Origin of the sequence: Flavobacterium sp. W22_SRS_FP1 (assembly GCF_052113685.1) — a bacterium.
In the GTDB taxonomy this organism is placed as follows: Bacteria; Bacteroidota; Bacteroidia; order Flavobacteriales; family Flavobacteriaceae; genus Flavobacterium.
Genome location: NZ_JBGQOE010000001.1, coordinates 265,050 through 285,231 on the forward strand (window position 1 = coordinate 265,050; position 20,182 = coordinate 285,231).

General features: G+C 35.8%; 15 protein-coding genes, 1 tRNA gene and 1 pseudogene. 5 read left to right on the forward strand and 12 right to left on the reverse strand.

Annotated elements, in window-relative coordinates; genetic code table 11:
* Positions 1 to 3: 3 nt before the first annotated feature.
* A complete protein-coding gene (locus tag ACEN2H_RS01045) occupies positions 4 to 228 on the reverse strand; it encodes a hypothetical protein (protein ID WP_441729628.1) in 225 nt (74 codons plus the stop codon).
* Positions 229 to 483: 255 nt separating this feature from the next.
* Here ACEN2H_RS01045 and ACEN2H_RS01050 point away from each other — a divergent pair.
* Positions 484 to 606: pseudogene (locus ACEN2H_RS01050) on the forward strand (bacillithiol biosynthesis deacetylase BshB1); the annotation flags it as partial.
* A gap of 74 nt (positions 607 to 680) precedes the next feature.
* Positions 681 to 756, forward strand: a tRNA-His gene (locus ACEN2H_RS01055).
* A gap of 124 nt (positions 757 to 880) precedes the next feature.
* Here ACEN2H_RS01055 and fumC read toward each other — a convergent pair.
* Positions 881 to 2,278, reverse strand: a complete 1,398-nt coding sequence (gene fumC, locus ACEN2H_RS01060) for a class II fumarate hydratase (RefSeq protein ID WP_441729629.1) — start codon at positions 2,276 to 2,278, stop codon at positions 881 to 883.
* A gap of 208 nt (positions 2,279 to 2,486) precedes the next feature.
* Here fumC and ACEN2H_RS01065 point away from each other — a divergent pair, with 208 nt between their 5' ends.
* Positions 2,487 to 2,738, forward strand: a complete 252-nt coding sequence (locus ACEN2H_RS01065; protein ID WP_441729683.1) for a hypothetical protein — start codon at positions 2,487 to 2,489, stop codon at positions 2,736 to 2,738.
* A 137-nt stretch (positions 2,739 to 2,875) separates the two neighbouring features.
* On the opposite strand, the gene ACEN2H_RS01070 is transcribed toward ACEN2H_RS01065, so the two are convergent.
* Both ACEN2H_RS01070 and arsC read right to left on the reverse strand, forming a co-directional pair.
* Positions 2,876 to 5,350, reverse strand: a complete 2,475-nt coding sequence (locus tag ACEN2H_RS01070) for a TonB-dependent receptor domain-containing protein (protein ID WP_441729630.1) — start codon at positions 5,348 to 5,350, stop codon at positions 2,876 to 2,878.
* Positions 5,351 to 5,448: 98 nt separating this feature from the next.
* A complete protein-coding gene (arsC, locus tag ACEN2H_RS01075) occupies positions 5,449 to 5,790 on the reverse strand; it encodes an arsenate reductase (glutaredoxin) (RefSeq protein ID WP_441729631.1) in 342 nt (113 codons plus the stop codon).
* A gap of 96 nt (positions 5,791 to 5,886) precedes the next feature.
* On the opposite strand from arsC, the gene ACEN2H_RS01080 reads away from it, so the two are divergent.
* Together ACEN2H_RS01080 and ACEN2H_RS01085 are read left to right on the forward strand one after the other, a co-directional pair.
* On the forward strand, positions 5,887 to 6,822 hold the full coding sequence (locus ACEN2H_RS01080; RefSeq protein WP_441729632.1) for a CPBP family intramembrane glutamic endopeptidase: 936 nt from the start codon (positions 5,887 to 5,889) through the stop codon (positions 6,820 to 6,822).
* Positions 6,823 to 6,839: 17 nt separating this feature from the next.
* Positions 6,840 to 7,889, forward strand: a complete 1,050-nt coding sequence (locus ACEN2H_RS01085; protein WP_441729633.1) for an AMP-binding protein — start codon at positions 6,840 to 6,842, stop codon at positions 7,887 to 7,889.
* A 63-nt stretch (positions 7,890 to 7,952) separates the two neighbouring features.
* Here ACEN2H_RS01085 and ACEN2H_RS01090 read toward each other — a convergent pair whose 3' ends face one another.
* From ACEN2H_RS01090 to prfB, 8 genes are all read right to left on the reverse strand, one after another.
* Complete coding sequence (locus tag ACEN2H_RS01090; protein WP_441729634.1) at positions 7,953 to 9,533, reverse strand: S41 family peptidase; 1,581 nt, start codon at positions 9,531 to 9,533, stop codon at positions 7,953 to 7,955.
* A gap of 86 nt (positions 9,534 to 9,619) precedes the next feature.
* Entirely contained in the window at positions 9,620 to 11,248 is a 1,629-nt protein-coding gene (locus ACEN2H_RS01095) for an acyl-CoA carboxylase subunit beta (protein WP_441729635.1), read from the reverse strand.
* A gap of 190 nt (positions 11,249 to 11,438) precedes the next feature.
* The gene (lpxD, locus tag ACEN2H_RS01100; protein ID WP_441729636.1) at positions 11,439 to 12,437 is read right to left on the reverse strand and encodes a UDP-3-O-(3-hydroxymyristoyl)glucosamine N-acyltransferase; all 999 of its coding nucleotides are present in this window, start codon (positions 12,435 to 12,437) and stop codon (positions 11,439 to 11,441) included.
* 462 nt (positions 12,438 to 12,899) lie between these two features.
* On the reverse strand, positions 12,900 to 13,598 hold the full coding sequence (locus tag ACEN2H_RS01105; protein ID WP_441729637.1) for a hypothetical protein: 699 nt from the start codon (positions 13,596 to 13,598) through the stop codon (positions 12,900 to 12,902).
* Between the two features lie 130 nt (positions 13,599 to 13,728).
* Positions 13,729 to 14,727, reverse strand: a complete 999-nt coding sequence (locus ACEN2H_RS01110) for an NADP-dependent oxidoreductase (RefSeq protein ID WP_441729638.1) — start codon at positions 14,725 to 14,727, stop codon at positions 13,729 to 13,731.
* Positions 14,728 to 14,809: 82 nt separating this feature from the next.
* Entirely contained in the window at positions 14,810 to 16,774 is a 1,965-nt protein-coding gene (locus ACEN2H_RS01115) for an aconitate hydratase (protein ID WP_441729639.1), read from the reverse strand.
* Between the two features lie 54 nt (positions 16,775 to 16,828).
* Positions 16,829 to 18,211: an NAD-dependent succinate-semialdehyde dehydrogenase gene (locus ACEN2H_RS01120; RefSeq protein ID WP_441729640.1), complete on the reverse strand. Its 1,383-nt coding sequence runs from the start codon at positions 18,209 to 18,211 to the stop codon at positions 16,829 to 16,831.
* A gap of 870 nt (positions 18,212 to 19,081) precedes the next feature.
* A protein-coding gene (gene prfB, locus ACEN2H_RS01125) for a peptide chain release factor 2 (protein WP_441729641.1) occupies positions 19,082 to 20,180 on the reverse strand; the annotation gives its coding sequence in 2 pieces (ribosomal slippage) (positions 19,082 to 20,116 and positions 20,118 to 20,180; 1,098 coding nt in all).
* Positions 20,181 to 20,182: the final 2 nt, after the last annotated feature.

A 20,182-nucleotide genomic window follows, 5' to 3' on the forward strand; every position in this document is an offset into this window, starting at 1 on the left:
TTTTTATTTGCAAATCCAATCTTGTAAGATTAAGTATTCTGTAATTTTTTTGTTTACAGAAGTTAAATCTTTTTTGTAGCGATTGCTGTATTCCATTTTCATTTTTTGCCCCATTGCTGATGTAATAGCTTCGTAGAGATTGATGTCAATTGGTTTAATTACTTTAGACTTGAACACTTTAGTAGGACGCCATCCTTTTTCTAGTTTTTCTAAGAAAGCATAGTACATAAATGCGAGTTGTTTGTCCTTTAGGTTCTCTCTATACGTGTTTGGTTGGAAATCTGTATCAATTGCTTTACCATTAAAATAGCGATACCTTTTGTTATCATAGAAGAATGATATTCCAACTCTGCCGTTAGCAGTTTAACTTTTTGCAAATGTTTAAATTTATAACTCATTTTGTGACACTTTTGTGACACTCGTATAAGAAGAACTATTTTCCTCTAAATTTTCACCTATGAAATACTCGTAAATAAGTATCTAGATTTCTTAGAAAGCCTGAATTATCGTTCAAGAGATTTAGGAAGGCTGGCTGGAGTAGATCACGCCGAAGGTTTTACTGTTGAAAGATATTTGGCAGTCAATAGCTTAGGGGATTTGATCTAAATTTGGTATAATTTTTTAATTATATTATTTGCAGAAGTGAACTTATGTTGTATATTTGCAACCGCTAAGCAAATGGTGGTTGTAGCTCAGTTGGTTAGAGCATCGGTTTGTGGTACCGAGGGTCGCGGGTTCGAGCCCCGTCTTCCACCCAGAAAACAAAAGCTTCGAAGAAATTCGAGGCTTTTTTTGTGGCCTTATTTTAGAAAGGGATAAGTATAAAAAAGCCTGCAACTTAAATAAGTCGCAGGCTTTGTCATTGTATGAAGTTGGATGCTTATTTCAAGCTTCCCACCATGTCTTCAGGCTTTACCCAAAGATCAAAATCTTCCGGAGTTACATATCCTAAACGTACCGCTTCTTCTTTTAAAGTGGTTCCGTTTTTATGTGCGGTTTGCGCAATTTCGGCCGATTTGTAATATCCTATTTTAGTGTTTAATGCCGTAACTAGCATCAATGAATTAGATACTAACTCTTCAATTCTTTTGTAGTTCGGTTCGATTCCTTGAGCGCAATGCAAATCAAATGAAACGCAAGCATCTCCTAACAAACGTGCCGATTGCAAGAAGTTGGCAGCCATAAGCGGTTTAAACACATTCAATTCATAATGACCTTGCATTCCACCAACGGTGATAGCAACATCATTTCCCATAACCTGGGCGCAAACCATCGTCAACGCTTCACATTGTGTAGGGTTTACTTTCCCGGGCATGATTGAAGAACCAGGTTCGTTTTCTGGAATGATCAATTCACCAATTCCTGAACGCGGTCCCGAAGTAAGCATACGGATATCATTAGCTATTTTGTTCAAGGAAACTGCTAATTGTTTTAAAGCGCCATGTGATTCCACAATTGCATCGTGAGCAGCTAGTGCTTCAAATTTGTTTTCGGCTGTTACGAACGGGTGTCCGGTAAATTCAGCGATGTATTCCGCTACTTTTACATCATAACCTGCAGGTGTATTCAAACCAGTTCCTACTGCAGTTCCTCCTAATGCCACTTCAGACAAGTGAGCTAAGGTGTTTTTAACTGCTTTTAAGCCATAATTTAATTGGGCTACATATCCTGAAAGTTCCTGACCAACAGTTAAGGGAGTAGCATCCATAAGGTGTGTACGGCCAATTTTTACTACGCTTTTGAATTCGGTAGCTTTAGCGTGTAAAGTATCCCTTAATTTCTCCACTCCCGGGATGGTGATTTCCACTACCGATTTGTACGCAGCAATGTGCATTCCTGTAGGGAAGGTGTCGTTTGAAGACTGTGATTTGTTCACATCATCATTGGCTTTAATGAATTGTTCGCCTTCGCCAATAGCAAAACCTTTGAGCACTTGGGCGCGATTAGCAACCACTTCGTTAACGTTCATATTACTTTGTGTACCTGAACCTGTTTGCCAGATAACTAATGGAAATTGATCGTCCAGCTTACCGGCAAGGATTTCCTCGCATACCGCTGCGATAGCATCGCGTTTTTCTATTGGTAGAACACCTAAATCACAGTTGGCGTAAGCGGCCGCTTTTTTTAAATAAGCAAAACCTTCAATAATTTCTTTTGGCATAGAAGCCGATGTACCTATTTTAAAATTGTTTCTAGAACGTTCTGTTTGTGCTCCCCAATATTTGTCAGCTGGAACTTGCACTTCACCCATGGTGTCTTTTTCTATTCTGAATTTCATTTTAGTGTTTATTTATGTGTTTCTTTTTTTTTGTTTAATCTCCATTGATTGTAATGGTGTTTTATTGTTCGAACTTTTTTTTTAGCCCTGATAGCAGTGGAAATCCCAGGTTTTTACCTGGATTGAAACGAATAGCGGGAATAGCTCCTGCAAAAATCAGTACAAAATCCTCTTAATTGTGCTCAAAAATACGGATAAATACTATTTTATGAAAATTGATTTGGATTTTTATTGCGACGAAAAAATATTACCCTTACATTTGTGGCTACATTCAAAAATTCCGGAAAACATGTTTGAATTTTCACAGTACTTAGGCTTTTTACTTTTTTTATCAATCCTAACATTAGGATTTTGGTTAATGTTTTTTTTAGTTACTTTCGTATCCTATTGGGTAGGTGGAGCAACTTGGGAAGCATATAAAGAAAAAAGAGATAAAAAGAAGCAAGAACAATCAGTTTAAATTGATCGTTACTTAAAAAAAGGACCCGTTTACACGAGTCCTTTTTTTTATGCCTTATTTTCAGACAAAAAAATACGGGTGCGTAACTAAACGAACCCGAATTTATAGTGAATTAATTAACCTAATTAAACCTTTTATTATCCTTGATATCCACCGCCGTCATCGTCATTGTTTCTAGGGGCATTTTTATCCCTGTCCGTTTTCTTTGAATTCAATCTATAGGTAAACGACAAATTGAATTGTCTTTTTCTCCATTGAAATTCACTATAGTTACTTACACTTGCTAAATTTGTTTCAGATCTCCTTTTACGTGAATTAAAAATATCACTTACGTTAAAAGCTACTGTAGCCTTATCTTTTAATATGTCTTTACTGAAAGCAGTATTGATGGCATATAAAGCCAAATCTCTTCCTTGCGCTGTATTGCTCGGGCCAGAGTACGTTCCGCTAGCTTGCCATTCAATTTTGTAAGGTAATGTTAGTCGAGAGTTGACTCTTGCAAACCATGAAAAAGCCTCGTTATCAAGATTTTTAGTAATTGCAATGTCTTCTGAATTGATATATGTAAAATCTCCTGTTGTTTTGGTATTGAAGAGATTGAAACTACTATTTATTTTCCACTTTTTGATTGGAGAATAATTCAAGGTAAATTCAAATCCAAATCTTTGTTCTTTTCCGATATTGATTGGCGTACTAAGAATTACCGGCGTACCATTTACAAAATCACCACTTTCATAACGTACAAAAGAGAACACATCGACCGTGTTTTCAAAATACATAGAAGTATTGAATGTTACTTTGTCCCAACGGTTGATATATCCTAAATCAAATTTATCTGTTAATGAAGGATCTAAATCTGGGTTACCTCTGAAGATATTGATGTTACTCGATACATTAGGAGTAGGGTCTAAAAAGCGACCTCTTGGTCTCGACAAACGTTTGCTATAACTTAAAGCAATGTTGCTTTGATACGAAATTTCATAATTTACGAAAGCACTAGGGAAAAATTTATTGTATCTTTTATTATTGTACTCATTTGTCTCCAATAAGTTTACATCTATATTAGTGTCCTCCCAACGTAGACCAAATAGATAAGAGAATTTATTTACTTTGAAACCGTATTGCGTATAAAGGGCATTGATTTTCTCTTTGTACTCTAAGGTGTTAGATAAAAAATTGTCCTTGTTATTTCCGTTATCACTAGAGAAAATAGCGTAATCTTTATTCAGTGTATTGAAATTTCCCTTATATCCCGCCTCAAATTGACTTCCTTCACCAGTGGGTAAAACATAGTCAGTTTGAAATTGAAATTGTTCTTGAATTTCATTATTAAGCGTTGTGCCAAAAGTATTTTGATCCGGGAAAGTTAGATTGACACCATCGATGGTCGAATCTTCATTATCTTTATTTTTAGAAAAAGATCCGTCAACGGTTAATTTATGACCTTCGTCATCGAAGTTTTTGATGAAGTTAGAGGAAAACTCAAAGTCTTTTCCGCTGTCGTTACCATCGTTTAAACGATAGCTGGTCGAAGTAAAATCTTTATTGCTGTCAGATGCATTATAAGTAACTAAATCTTCGTCTTTACCGCTATTTTGTCTGTAACTAATAGAGTTAGTCCAGAAAGTAGTAGGAGTAATTGTCCATTCTACTCCTGTTTTTGTAGAAATACCTTTTCTAGTTCTCTTAGTGTCACGATTTTCATAAATGTAGTTACTCACGGAACCATCAGGATTGAAGTATTGTGAATCGGTTAAACCCGCACCTTCATTAGTCCTATAATCATAACCAGTAGAAGTAAAGTAGTTCAACTTCTCTGTTTTATAATTTAAATTTGCACTTATTCCGTAGGTCTCAGGGATTCCTGTAGAGGCTATAAAAGATCCGTTAAAACCTCGGTTTTTACCTTTTTTTAATATGATGTTCAAAATTCCGGCTCCACCTTCAGCATCATAACGGGCTGATGGATTTGTGATTACTTCGACTTTATCAATAGCGTCAGCAGGAATTTGGCGCAAGGCCTCTGCCATATTTAAGGCGTTTGAAGGACGGCCGTCGATGAAAACACGAACATTGTTACTACCTCTCAAACTTATGTTTCCTTCGATATCAACAGATACAGAAGGTACGTTTTCTAATACGTCACTTACCGTTCCTCCTTTTACAAGCATATCTTGTCCTACATTGTATACTTTTTTATCCAGTTTTATCTCAACAGTAGATTTTTCTGCACGAATTATAACTTCATTTAATTGCGAAATGTCTTCCGCTAAAGCTACAATTCCTAAATTGGTGCTTTTTTTTAGGTTTTGGTCTTTTAGTAGCACTGATTTGAAAGAAATAAATTCCAACTTTATAATATATACGCCAGGGGTCACATCAATAGTAAACTCTCCTTTTGGATTTGTGATACCTCCAGCTTCTACTTTCGCACTCTTTGAGTTAATAATGGTAACTGTAGCATATTCGAGAGGTTGCTTGCCCATTTTCTCTATAACGGTTCCTGTTATTTTTATTTTTTCAACAGCCGGTCCTGATCTTTGCTGAGCAACGCTCAATAAGAATGTGAAGAACAATGTAAAGGTCAAATAATAATTTAATGTATGACGCATTATGTTTTTAGTTTTGATTATATGTTAATAAGACTGCAAAAATCGCATATAGTTTAAAAGACAAATCACAAAAGTTGTTAAATTAAGTTAAGTAAGACTTAAATAAATGCAATCACCTTATCTAACTCTCTGCCAATGATAGCTTTGTCTTTTTTTATTAAAATTGGTCTTTCAATCAAAATTGGATTAGAAACCATGGCTTTGATAATTTCATCATCATTCATCGATTTGTTTTTGAATTGTTCTACCCAAATTTTTTCTTTTTGACGAACTAATTCCAATGGTTTTTTATTCAGTTTTTGTAAGAGGGAAACTATTTCAGGTTCAGTAGGTGGCTGTTCGAGATATTTTACGATCTCATAGTCTTGTTCAGACTGCTCTAAAAAGGCTAAACAACTTCTTGATTTTCCGCAACGTGGATTATGGTATATTTTTATCATGAATTTTGTTTTTTTGAATGCAATAAAAAGGTTATTTTCGAACGAACAAAAATAGGCTTTGAAAGTCCAAATGCAGGCATAATTAAATAAAAATAAATGTTTATAGAACAAGGGGTTAATTCAGAAAACAAGTTTTGGAAATATTTGATTGGCTCCATGATAATCATATTAGCGTCTACTATTGGACAGATTCCACTATTAGTTTGTTTTCAATATAAAGAATTGATAAACGGGGATTCATACTCTTCAAATAATGAGGACATAATGCATCCTTTAGAACCTAATGTGACCTTGTTTTTGATTCTTATTTCTTTTGTTTTTGCTTTAGTAGGTGTATATTATGTCGTTCGGTACCTTCACAATCAATCCATACTTTCCGTTACAACCTCTAGAAAAAAAATGGACTGGTCTAGATTTTTTTTCTCATTTTCTTTATGGGCAATTTTCACGGTTGTTTCCACTTTACTTTTTTACTTTACAAGCCCTGGTGATTTTATAATCAATTTTAAACCAATACCTTTTACTATATTAGTTATTATCGGTGCGCTTTTAATACCAATACAAACTAGTACTGAAGAGTATGTTTTTAGGGGATATTTAATGCAAGGATTTGCCAACCTGGCCAAGAACAAATGGTTTCCGTTGCTGATGACTTCAATTATTTTTGGAGGGATGCACTTGTCTAATCCCGAAGTCCTGAAAATGGGGAATATCGTTTTTGTTTATTATATAGGTACGGGTTTGTTTCTAGGGATAATTACCTTGATGGATGAAGGAATGGAGCTCGCTTTGGGTTTTCATGCGGCAAACAATTTAATAGGCGCTTTGTTAATCACTTCTGATTGGTCTGCCTTTCAAACGCATTCTATTTTTAAGGATATTTCAGAGCCCGAAGCAGGTTTAGATGTGATCTTGCCAGTAATTGTAATTTACCCCATAATACTATATATCTTTAGTAAAAAATATCAGTGGTTCGGTTGGAAGGAAAAACTGACTGGTAAGATTGAGTTAAAGAAGTTAAGTAATGTTTAAAAACAAACAAATTTTTAATGAAGAATCTAAGCTACAAAAATGTACATAACCTTTTTAAGTTGAATGGGTTTCATCTAAATAAACAAGATTTATGCAGAGTGTCCTATTGTTTGATCAAAGAAGGCGATGAATTTGAAAAATCTATAGGAGATTTTCTGCTGGATTGGTTTGATGATAAATCCTATATCGATTTACAAACCTCTGGTACAACTGGGCAACCTAAGATCATAAGGACAGAAAAGCAAGCAATGGTTAATTCCGCCTTGGCTACAGGTGATTTTTTTAAACTGAGCCCCGGAGATAAAGCACTTTATTGTTTGCCTACTAAATATATTGCAGGTAAAATGATGCTCGTGCGCAGTTTTATTCTAGGTCTTGATATTGATTTTGTCGCGCCAAGTTCCCATCCTTTAGCTAATAATGATACAATATATGATTTTGTGGCTATGGTTCCGTTACAGGCGCAAAACTCATTAGGTGGTTTGATAAATGTAAAAAAGATGATTGTTGGTGGTGCTAAGATGAGCAAGCCTCTTGAAAAAAAACTTTCAAAAGTGAGTACAGAGGTATACGAAACCTACGGTATGACCGAGACAATTACACATATTGCCGCAAAAAAAGTAGGGGATAAGGCTTTTTCTCTTTTACCTGATGTCCAAATTTCGCAAAACGAAAAAAACTGCCTTGTTATTGATGCTCCAAAAGTTTCTTCAGAGTCAATTATAACCAATGACTTAGTCGAAATAATAAATGGGAATCAATTTGTGTTTTTGGGACGTATTGATAATGTCATTAATAGTGGCGGAATCAAGTTGATTCCCGAACAAATTGAAGAAAAACTGTCAAACGGAATCCATTCTCGATTTTTCGTTGGAGGTATTCCCGATTCCATTTTAGGCGAAAAATTAGTTCTTGTTATCGAAAGCGAAAAACAAGCTTCGGATGAGGTCTCTTTTGAAATGTTAGATAAATATGAAAAACCTAAAGAAGTTTTTTATGTTTCTAAATTTATGGAAACGGAGAATGGAAAAATTAAGAGGAAAGAGATTTTGGAAAACTTAAAATAAAAATAGTATTTGTATGAATAGAAAGCATCCCTGTAGGATGCTTTTTATGTTTTAAAAGAACACTTATTTATTTAACATTGGATTATATTTAATTTTAATATCTTTTAAAATCCAATTGAGCTCTGGATCGTTTCCATATATAGCATCTTTAAGTGTAGGTTGAATGCTAACATCAGGATAAATTCCGTGTCCTTCTTTAGTCGTTTTGAATTTAGACCTCATTAACATTATCCCTGTGCGAATTTGGATTTCGCTATTAGGTAATTTGATTTTAGGCATAAATCCAGCAACAGTTCCGTTATAGGCGCCTCCAGTTTCCTGGCCCACAAAAAAAGCTCTTTCTGCCCCTTTTAGATTTGTGGATAGAATGCTAGATGCAGAAAAACTCCCACCATTGATAAGTACATAAATTTTTCCTTTAAAAGCATTTTCATTCACTTTGTGTAATTTGGTCCTAGTTTCAAAATAATTTGTACCGTTTTCTTCCTTATGGACAGTTAATAATAGGTATCCATAAACTATTGGTGAAAATAAAACTTTTAAAGTTTTGACGCCAAATGACCCACCATTAAAGTAAGCGCCTGTAAATAAGCTAGATTTGGAGACTACTTCAGACTTGTCCAAAAAAACGAAGCTAGAATCTGCCAAATAAGAGTACAGATGTGCGATTTCGTTTAGGCGTCCGCCACCATTATCCCGTAAATCAAGAATAAGAGTATTTGATTTGTATTGTTCAATTTTGCTGAAGCTTTCTTTATAGAAAGTTCTAAATCGTCCATTTTTAAAACCTCTGATTTTCATTACTGCAATACTGCTATCTTTTTCTAAAAAATGAAGGTCATGGCTGTATTTTTTTTCGTCTTTATTGTAGCCGTTGACCCTTTTCTTTCTTCTGATTGCCCTCGATTTTACTTTATCAATAGCTGCTAGTTCCTTTTTAATTTTTTCGGCAAGTTTCCCAACAGGATTCTCTTTTTTTCTTAGGATTGTAACCGTTTTTAGACTGTCATTGAATTTGAAAGTAAATTGGATACTATCCTTGATCCCATTTTCGTTTGTGAAATAGGAAGAAAAGCGTTTGCCTGCGCTGCGGGTTTTGAAAGTAGTGTTAAAGCCATCGGAGCTATAAAACCGGTTATTTTTACTAATTAAACCCATGGCATCTACTCCGTTGACGGCTACGACTTCTGTTCCTGGTTTTATAGATTTATCCTGTGATTTATTATTTACAACGTATAACTTCTCGTTGAAAAGCTCGAAGTCAAATTGGGAAAAGGGACCTATTCCCCTTTTAATAAGCGCCTTAATTTGTTTCTTGGTCAATGATTTGGTGGGTGGGTAGACTAACAGATGCCCTTCACGAATAGCAGCGACAACTGGGCTCAATTTTGTGTAGAAATCAAAAGGGAGCATGGGTTTGCTAATGCTGGATTTTAGACTATCGAACTTATAATCAAGTTCTTTTTTGCTAATGTACCAATAGAGGTTCGGATGTAATTTTTGTAACTTTCGATAGCTGAAATCAACGTCGGACTTCAGCTTTTCTGGTGAAATCAATTTATTTAAATGTTCATTGTGCTTTTCTACTGAAGCACATTGAACAAAGAGTAACAGCGTGATGATGAAGAGTACTGTTTTTTTCATGTTTTATGTTTACACGAAGTCTTTTTAAAAAGTGTTTAGGCCTAAGTATTTGAAATACCACGGGCCTAAACATTGCTTATTATTAACTATACCTGAATGACACCTAGATTAAATTTCTTTTCGATAGGAGAGTGATTCGCAGCTTCAATACCCATAGATATCCAAGTACGTGTGTCTAGCGGGTCAATAATTGCATCAGTCCATAATCTTGATGCAGCGTAATAAGGAGAAACCTGTTCGTCGTATCGCGCTTTTATTTTTGCGAATAATTCGGCTTCTTTGGCTTCATCAACTTCTTCTCCTTTTGATTTAAGAGAAGAGGCTTCGATTTGAGCCAGAACTTTGGCTGCCTGAGTTCCGCCCATTACGGCGAGTTCTGCGCTTGGCCAAGCAAAGATTAATCTTGGGTCATAGGCTTTTCCGCACATGGCGTAATTTCCTGCGCCATAAGAATTCCCAACAATTACTGTGAATTTAGGGACAACGGAGTTACTTACTGCGTTTACCATCTTGGCACCATCTTTTATGATTCCACCTTGTTCCGATTTAGAACCCACCATGAATCCAGTGACATCCTGTACGAAAACTAAAGGTATTTTCTTCTGATTGCAGTTCGCAATAAAACGGGTGGCCTTATCAGCACTATCGGAGTATATCACTCCTCCAAACTGCATTTCTCCCTTTTTGGTTTTCACCACTTTTCTTTGATTGGCAATAATCCCTACAGCCCAGCCGTCAATTCTGGCGTAACCAGTAATAATGGTTTGGCCATAACCGTCTTTATAGGCTTCAAACTCTGAATTGTCAACGAGACGGTTGATGATTTCCATCATGTCATATTGTTCATTTCTGGCTTTTGGTAGTATTCCATACATTTCTTTCTCTTCGAGAGCTGGCTTTACAGATTTAACACGGCTGAAACCGGCTTTGTCATAATCACCTATTTTGTCGACAATGTTTTTTATTTTATCTAAGGCGTCTTTATCGTCTTTTGCTTTGTAATCCGTAACCCCTGATATTTCGCAATGAGTGGTGGCACCACCTAATGTTTCATTATCGATGCTTTCGCCGATGGCTGCTTTAACCAAATAACTTCCTGCCAAAAAAATACTTCCTGTTTTTTCTACTATTATAGCCTCATCGCTCATAATTGGGAGATAAGCGCCTCCAGCAACACAACTTCCCATAATTGCTGAAATTTGGGTTATCCCCATGCTGCTCATTTGTGCATTGTTCCTAAATATTCGTCCAAAATGTTCTTTGTCCGGAAAAATTTCATCTTGTAACGGTAAATAAACACCAGCACTATCTACGAGGTAAATAATGGGCAATCTATTTTCCATTGCAATTTCCTGTGCACGTAAATTTTTCTTAGCGGTAATAGGAAACCAGGCTCCCGCTTTAACAGTAGCATCATTAGCAACCACAATACATTGCTTGCCTTTGATGTAGCCTATTTTTACAATCACACCGCCAGACGGACAACCTCCATGTTCTTTATACATTCCTTCTCCTACAAAAGCACCAATTTCAATACATTTTGCTTTTGGATCAAGTAAGTAATCGATGCGCTCACGGGCGGTCATTTTACCTTCAGTATGTAGTTTTTGAATTCGTTTTTCACCACCTCCCAATCGTACTTTTGAAAAATTTTGTTTTAGTTGAGAAAGTAAAAGTTTATTGTGATCTTCATTTTTATTGAAGTTTAAATCCATAATGTTATAATGTTTGTGAGAAAATAGACAGCTAAAATACAAAATTAGCGGAGATAAATTTCAGGATTTGGATTAGTTTAAAGTCTAAAGTTTGGTTACTATTATTATAAATGCAAAAAAGAAAATAGATTTTGATTTCTATTTTCTTTTTCTTTTAAAATTTTATTTGTGTTCGAGCTATATGGAATAATTATTTTTTAGAATCATTTACTAATCTTTTCAAAATTGCCCATTGTTTCAGAGCATCACGTGCCTCAACTGCTGGATAACCAAGCACTGTTTTACCAGCAGGGACATCACAGGTAACGCCAGATCCGGCGCCTACTATTACTCCACTACCTAATGTTGCATGGTCTTTTATAGAGGCGCTTCCGCCAATAATTACTCCATCGCCTAAAGTTACTGAGCCGGCTAATCCGCTGTGTCCTGCCATAATGCAAAAACGACCCAATTTACTGTTGTGACCTATTTGAACTAAATTATCGATTTTGCAACCATCTCCTAAAACCGTAGAGCTAAATTTCCCACGATCTACGCAAGAGTTAGCGCCAATTTCGACATTATTACCTATTATTACATTTCCTATTTGGGGTATTTTTACCAAACCTCTTTCCGGGCAAGGGCGAAATCCAAATCCATCTGCTCCAATCGTTGCATTAGGGTGTATTATACAGTCATTGCCAATGTGACAACGCTCTCTAACCACTGTTCCAGACCACAGTACCGTATTTTTACCGATTGTACATTCATCTAGAACGGTGACATTAGGGTAGATGATTGCGTTTTCTCCAATTTTTGCATTTGGTCCAATATAAGATCCAGCACCTATTTTAGCGCCAATTCCTATTATGGATGTTTTGTCTACAACAGCAGTGGGATGAATTTCAATAGAAAAGGAAGGCATCGGTTTTGCAAAAAGTTGTAAAACTTGGGACATTGCCAAATCGGCATTTTTTACTTTTATAAACGCTCGGTTTTCTCCTGGCTCTATAGAAATATCGTCATTAACAACTGCAACGCAAGCTTTCGAACTAGACCAAAATTTTTCGTATTTTTTGTTTCCTATGAATGAAATTTCAGAATCAGAGGCATCTTCTAATTGCTCAGGAGCGGTAATCGATTGTGAAGTGTTACCCAAAATAATGCCTTTTATGACTTCATTTATTTCTTGTACGGAATAGGATTTCATAAGGTTGTTTTAAATGTTTAGGTTTGGGAATAATTTTCAAATAAAGTGATTTAGACTTTCTTTTCCAAATATTTTTTAATTCTTTAACAATATTAAAAATAGCAGTTATGTTAAGAAGATAAACAAATGCGTAACGACCTAATTTAGGTATCTCTTCCGTTTATTGATTACTCACGATTTTTTAGCTGGAAGTTAGGACAGACTTAGTTTTTGATTATTATATTTGTCAGTATGTTTTGGGCAAAGACGCAAGTTTAATATTTAGTAGATATAACACAGAGCTCTAGGAAACAATTGTCATTAGGTTTTATAGTATTGTAATTCAGTGTGTTAATTCTATTTTTTAAATACTCATTAGAGGAAGTGCTTCGTTACAATAATTAAAAAACCTCTAATAGATTATCAATTTTTAAATTTAGGGGCTTTTGGTTTATGGTAATGAATTTAAGCGAATTTCAGAAATTATTTTATTGTGATGGGAATCCCGTATTTGACACGTGCTAGTTTCCCATCTATTTTACCAGGAGTCCATTTTGGACTGTTAACTAATAATCTTATTGCTGACAAATCCATCTCTTTATTGAAGCCCTTTATGACTTCAAAGTGGTTTAACGTTCCATCTAATTCAACATAAAACCCTATTTTTATTTCACCCCTGCCACTATTTACAGACTTAAAATTATTTGCTACGTAATCATAAAAAGCTTTCATTCCTCCAGGAAATTCTGGTTTTACATAATAAGGGAAAAATGCAATTTCAGTTCCATTTTCGTCAAAACAACTGCCTTCAATAAATTCGTCATTGTGATAGTTCTCGGTGCGTTTTACTTGACCGTTTTCATAATATCGAGTTTGAATTCCTTCTTGTTTTCCTTTTACGTATAACAAAACAGATTCTTTATTTCCATTTTTGTCCCAATTTGAGGAGGTGCCGTTTAAAATACGTTTACGAAAATTCGAGAATTGATGACTATTTCTAATCGTTCCATCTAGGTAAAAGGTTAATCTTAGTGTTCCATCTTTGCTATTCTCATAAGTACTGTAGTAGCTTGCCCCATCTATATTAGGTAACTCTTTAAAATCCTCGGTATAATATATTTTTTCTTGTGCAAAGAAGTGAAATGAAGATAGCAACACGAATAATACAAGGATTTTTTTCATAAAAGGGGGATAAATTTATTTGAGTCGAAAGTAATAAAAAAATCCTACAAAAAGTAAAATACTAGCTGTAGGATTATAAATATTTATAAGAATAGATTTACTCATATTCTTTTTGTTTCTTCCAAATTAATTATGCTTTTACAACCATTTTTCCTTTGTTTTCTCCTCGAAATAAACCAAGAAGAGCTGTAGGCAATTGATCAAAACCTTCAACAATGGTTTCTGTAAATTTCAATTTTCCTTCATTTACCCATTTTGATAAGTGTGCAATTCCCTCAGGAAAGTCTTTTTGGAAATTATTTATGATAAATCCCTGCATTAATACACTTCGGGTTAATAACATGGGTTGAATTCTTGGTCCCATTGGGACTTCAGTACTATTATATAAGGAAATTTGACCGCATAAAGCAATTCTAGCATGGAAATTAAGGTTTTGGATGACTGCATCAGAAATGCTTCCGCCCACATTGTCAAAATAGACATCAACTCCGTTTGGACACAATTTAGCAATTGTGGCATTCATATCATTATTAGTTTTGTAGTTGATGACTTCGTCATAACCAAACTCCTCTTTTAACATTTTAACTTTTTCATCAGATCCAGCAATTCCAATTACGTGGGCTCCCTGTATTTTTGCAATTTGTCCAACTACAATCCCAACGGCTCCGGCTGCTCCCGATACCACAACGGTTTCTCCTGCTTTTGGTTTTCCAATGTGCATTAGACCAAAATAAGCGGTAAGTCCTGTCATCCCTAGAACTCCTAAATAATAGCTAAGGGATTCTACTGTTGATTCAACTTTTTGCAGAGTTTTTTCGGACGCAATGATTTGTTCTTTCCAAGGCAAAGCTCCTAGAACAATATCTCCTTTTTTAAAAAGATCGGATTTTGATTCCATCACAGTAGCCAAAACGCCGCCTTCTATAGGTTGGTCCAATTCAAATTGGGGTACATAAGATTTTCCTTCATTCATGCGCCCGCGCATATAAGGATCGACGGAATAATACAATCCTTTTAAAAGAACTTCGCCTTCTTCAATCGGGTCTAATTCTATATTTTCAAATCTAAAATCATCCAATTTAGGCATTCCTGAAGGTCTTGCTGCTAATACGATTTGTTTTGTTATCATAATATTTTTTTATTGAATAAAAAACTCCATTAACCTAAAGTTAATGAAGTTTTCTTAATTGTAATTCTTGCTTAAAACCATTTTAGAGCTTCGTTCTGAAATCATTTATGATTCCTCCTTTTGCAAGGACAGTAATTTGACGATCACTTAAACTGTGTTTGGTTTCAAATTCTAAAGTGCTTCCGTCAGCTTTTTCGACTAGTACTTTTATGTTGTTTTTATTGACGACATCTTCACGAAGGTTTTTAAAATGAATAAAATCTCCTTGTTCCATTTTGTCATAATCAGAAACGTTTATAAATTCTAAAGGTACTATTCCGAAATTGACTAAATTTTGCCAAGCAATACGGGCATAACTTTGGGCAATAACAGCAACTTGTCCTAAATATTTAGGAGCAAGAGCGGCATGTTCCCGACTAGAACCTTGGGCATAATTTTCTTTTGCAATGACGATATGTCCACCAAATTCTTTTTTAGATTTCATAGCTCGGTCATAAAAACTAGGATCGATCACACTATAGGAATATTTACTGATTTCAGGAATATTACTTCTTAAAGGAAGTACGTCGGCTCCAGCTTTCAAAATTTCATCAGTAGATACATTATCACCCATTTTTAATAAAATAGGAATTCGATAGTCTTGCTGTAAGGCTTCAATTTCTGGAATCGATTTGATATTTGGTCCTTTGTGTAATTCGACTTCTGACCCATCTTCTAATGGAGCAACGAGCATATCAGTATTGATGATTTCTATTTCAGGATTCTCAAATTCAGGATATTTCATGCCATATATTTTTTCCAAATCTCTAGGATCTGTGATTTTTCCTGTCAGGGCAGATGCAGCAGCCGTTTCTGGACTACACAAATGCACTTGATCGTCTTCTGTTCCAGATCGACTTGGGAAATTTCTTGGCATAGTTCTTAAACTGATTGTTCCTGTAGCAGGAGCTTGTCCCATTCCTATACAGCCCATACAACCCGATTGATGAAAACGAGCTCCAGCAGTTATCAAATTAGCAAAAGTAAAATTCTTTAGCATGTTTTGAATCGTTTGTCTGGAAGTAGGATTGACATCGAACGAAACTGCACTGTTGATAGTTTTGTCTTTAACAATGGCTCCGGCAATCCAAAAATCTCTTAATCCAGGGTTTGCGGAAGAGCCTATTACGACCTGACCAATTGTTTTTCCGGCAACTTCGCTCACAGGTACTACGTTTCCAGGACTTGTAGGCAGGGCAATTAAAGGAACTAAATCGTCTAAATTGATTTCTGCATATTCATCATAAGTCGCTTCTGGGTCTGCAACTAATTCTGTCCAATCAGATTCCCTGTCTTGGGAAATCAAAAACCGTTTGGTTTCGTCATCACTTGGGAATACAGTAGTTGTGGCACCTAATTCGGCACCCATATTTGCAATAACATGACGGTCCATCACACTCAGATTTTTCAATCCGTCACCGTAATATTCTATTATTTTTCCGACTCCGCCTTTTACATCATAGCGTCTTAGCATTTCTAAAATAACATCTTTAGCACTAACCCAATTCGGTAATTTACCGCTGAGTTTTACACCCATTATTTTTGGCATTTTTACAAAATAGGGTTGACCTGCAATGGTAGCCGCAACGTCTAAGCCACCCGTCCCGATGGCTAGCATTCCCAGCGATCCTGCAGCACAAGAATGGCTATCGGAACCAACGAGTGTTTTTCCGGGTTTGCCAAAACGTTCCATGTGTACCGGATGACTTACGCCGTTTCCGGGACGGCTGTACCAAAGGCCAAATTTTTGTGCCGCCGAAAGTAAAAATAAATGGTCATCGGCATTTTTAGAATCAGTTTGCAATAGGTTGTGATCAACATATTGAACCGCAACTTCTGTTTTGGCTTTTTTAAGGCCCATTGCTTCTAATTCTAATTGGACCAATGTTCCGGTAGCGTCCTGCAGCAAAGCCTGATCTATTCGGATACCAATTTCCTGACCCGCTATCATTGCACCATGTAAAAGATGCGTTTGGATTAATTTTTGACTGACGTTTAATTTTGACATGTTTTATTTTTTAGAGACTTTTCTTAGATGTAAAATTCTAGCTATTGTTTCATTCTAGAACGGATCAGATATTCCACTAAAACGAATTAATTTTTTATTTACAAATTCATGGATTCCAATTTCAGAAAGTTCTCTACCATAACCGGATTTTTTGGTTCCACCAAAAGGTAAATCAGCTTGTGTCCAAGTTGGGTGATTAATAAATACCATTCCAGAATCAATTTGATCTGCAATTCGTTTTCCGCGTTCGATATCTTTAGTAAATATTGATCCTCCTAGACCAAAATCAGAATCATTGGCCAATACAATTGCTGCAGCTTCGTCTTTTACTCTGTAGAAAGAGGAAACTGGTCCAAATAGTTCTTCGTGATATGCAGGAATTTTAGGGTTTAGATCTGTTAAAATGGTTGGTTCCATAAAGGCTCCTGGGCCATCGACTCTTTTACCACCTAATAAAACGGTAGCTCCGGCAGCAATTGATCTTTCAACTTGATCTAATAAATGTAGTAAAGCTTCTTCACTACTTAAAGGCCCAAGTTCCGTCTCTGGATCCATTGGATCGCCCACTTTCATCTTTGCTAATTTAGCTGTGAATTTTTCGATAAACTCGTCAGCAATAGCTTCAACAGCAATAATTCTTTTGGAAGCAATGCAGCTTTCACCATTATTGTTCATTCTGCCTATTACAGCCCAATCAACAGCTTTGTCGATATCAGCATCTTCTAAAACAATAAAAGCATCATTACCTCCTAATTCTAAAACTGACTTTTTAAGACTTTTTCCGGCTTCTGCAGCTAAACTTGCACCAGCGGCTTCACTACCGGTGAGTGAAACACCTTTGATTCTTTTGTCAGAAACAATTGCTGATGCTCTCCTTCCTGAGATCAACAAATTAGTGTATAGTCCAGTTGGCGCTTGAGCTTGTTTAAATAAATCTTCAATTGCAATTGCACATTGAGGAACCATTGAGGCGTGTTTTAATAAGATTGTATTTCCTACCATGATATTTGGCGCAATGAAACGTGCTACTTGGTAGAAAGGGAAATTCCACGGTTGTACACCCAGTAAAACTCCTATTGGGCTTGATCTAATAATAGCTTCGCCGAGTTCAGGCTTTAATTTTTTGTCTGCTAAAAACGCTTCGCCATTTTTGGCATAATAGTCTAAAATATTGGCACTTAATTCTACTTCGCCTTCTGCTTGAGAAAGGATTTTTCCCATTTCCAAGGTAATCAAAGTTGATAAAGCAGCTTTGTTTTCTCTCATCAAAGAGGCTACTTTGGTCAAAACGGCCGCTCTTTCTGAATAGGATGTTTTTTTCCAGTCCTGAAAGGTGCTCACAGATTGTTCAATAGCATCATCTACTTGCTTGTCGGTCATTTCATCAAATGATTTCACGACTTTGTTTGTTGCCGGATTTGTTGTTTGTATTGGCATAATTTTATAAATTTTAAGAAAATTAATTTTTTGGCGTCTGCCAAAGTGATTTATAATGCAAAACAGATAGTTTTGCGTTTATAATATTCAACAAGAAGTTTAGGTTTCTTTTACGAAGCAGGTAGTTTTTATTGAAAAAATAAAATGCTGTGGTTTGTAAAATACAACTGTTGAGAAACGAAGATAAGGTTATTCTAGAGTAAAAGACCTACATTACCAGCACATTAACGTTTCGATAACAAGAACAAGCGTGCGTTTGCAGGGGTTATTTTGTTTTTTTTAACAGTTTTCGTTTTTTGATGCTTGATTCCTAGTTTTTTTTTATTGCTGAGGTTAAACCACATTAAATGAGTATGGACTAATCAAGATGTAGCGTTTTTAAATAGATTTACCTTTCTGCCTTTAGTGTTTTTTCGTTGCGCCATTCAAATCCTCAAGCCTCTATTACTACTACAATTAAAAAATGTATTAGTAGTTACAAGACAGCTCAAAATCAGCTATGAATATTGGTAATTAAAAATTGTAAGCCAGAAAGCTAAAGCTATTTGTTTTGGCCTTAGAGTAAAAAATAAGAAATGGAACTTTATTCGGTTGTAGTTGGAATTGGAAAAAAAACTTTCGCATTACCACCTAATAAACGAAAGGATACAACAAGTAACCATCCGGCTTTCGATTAGGGAAATTTTAATGTTTTGAAAATCGGTTTGTAGAAAGTATTCTGTCAACATCCGCAAAGCAGGCTATAAGGGTTTAAAAAATCTTCCCCAACATTTCGATCTGCGAAAGTTGGGAGGATTTTTATTTAAATTTGGCTTATTATTCGCCGAAGTGACAATTTATAGAATGACAATTTTCGATGACCACGGAAAACTATTCTTCTTCTTTTTGCCCCATCATCATGAGATATGCTTTAAGGAACTCATCGATTTGACCGTTCATAACGCCTTCAACATCACTAGTCTCGTAACCAGTCCGAACGTCTTTTACTAACTTGTAGGGTTGCATCACATAATTTCGGATTTGTGAGCCCCATTCTATTTTCATTTTGCTAGCTTCAATATTTGCACGTTCCGCCTGTTGTTTTTTCAATTCGATTTCGTACAGTTGAGAACGTAACATTTGCATCGCACGTTGCCTATTATCCTGTTGTGAACGAGTTTCAGAACATTGAATTTGAATTCCTGTAGGTTTATGAACTAATTGCACTTTGGTCTCCACCTTATTTACATTTTGTCCTCCGGCACCACTGGAGCGGGAAGTTGTAATTTCAATGTCAGCAGGATTAATATCAATTTCGATACTATCGTCAACAAGTGGATACACATATACGGATGCAAACGAAGTATGTCTTTTAGCATTACTGTCAAAAGGTGAAATACGTACTAAACGGTGTACTCCATTTTCCCCCTTTAAGTACCCAAAAGAATAATCCCCTTCAAACTCAAGCGTTACGGTTTTAATACCGGCAGATTCTCCTTTTTGGAAATTAAGTTCTTTTATTTTGTAGCCGTGTTTTTCTCCCCACATCATGTACATGCGCATCAGCATTTCGGCCCAGTCGCAACTTTCGGTTCCGCCAGCCCCAGCTGTTATTTGTAATACGGCGCTTAAGGTATCCCCCTCATCCGATAGCATATTCTTGAACTCAATAGCATCAAGATGATTTTCTGTAAGAGCGTATTGCTCGTCCAGTTCTTCTGCGGTAAGTTCCCCTTCCTTATGAAATTCATAAGCTAATTGCAATTCGTCAGTCATTTCGACTGCTTTATCATAATCTTCAATCCACTTTTTTTTGTTTCTAAGATTCTTTACAATGGCCTCTGCTTCCTTTGGATTATTCCAAAAATCAGGGGCAAAAGTCTTTTCTTCTTCGTTTGAAATCTCAATTAGTTTGGCATCAACGTCAAAGATACCTCCTCAACGCACCAAGGCGCTCTACAATACCTTTAATTTGTTCGGTAGTTGTCATAA